This window comes from Pedococcus sp. P1_H8 (genome assembly GCF_056405175.1).
Genome location: NZ_JBFUCP010000353.1, coordinates 1 through 397 on the forward strand (window position 1 = coordinate 1; position 397 = coordinate 397).

The window sequence follows — 397 nt, forward strand, 5'->3', positions numbered from 1 at the left end:
CCTCCAGGTTGTTCCGGGTGACGGTCTCCTCGAGGTTGCCGCCGGCGCCGGTGAACTTGCCGGTGTTGACGTCGACCACGGTCATCGCCTCGGTGCGGTCGATCACCAGGGTGCCGCCCGAGGGCAGCCACACCTTGCGGTCGAGCGCCTTGGCGAGCTGCTCGTCGATCCGCTTGACCTCGAACACGTCGGGGCCGCCGGCGGACGGCGAGTAGCGCTCGACCCGCGGCAGCAGGTCGGGTGCCACGGCAGCGATGTAGTTCTGCACCGTCGACCAGGACTTCTCGCCCTCGATGACGATCTTGGCGAAGTCCTCGTTGAACAGGTCACGGACGACCTTGACCAGCATGTCCGGCTCTTCGTACAGCGCCTTCGGGCTGCTCGACTTGCTCTTGTC

Annotated in this window: 1 protein-coding gene; it reads right to left on the bottom strand. The window is 66.5% G+C overall.

Annotation, left to right across the window (positions count from 1 at the left end; genetic code table 11):
- Positions 1–397, bottom strand: a 397-nt coding sequence (locus tag AC1DYG_RS20345; RefSeq protein WP_477641648.1) for a ribonuclease E/G, incomplete at both ends; no start/stop codon positions are given.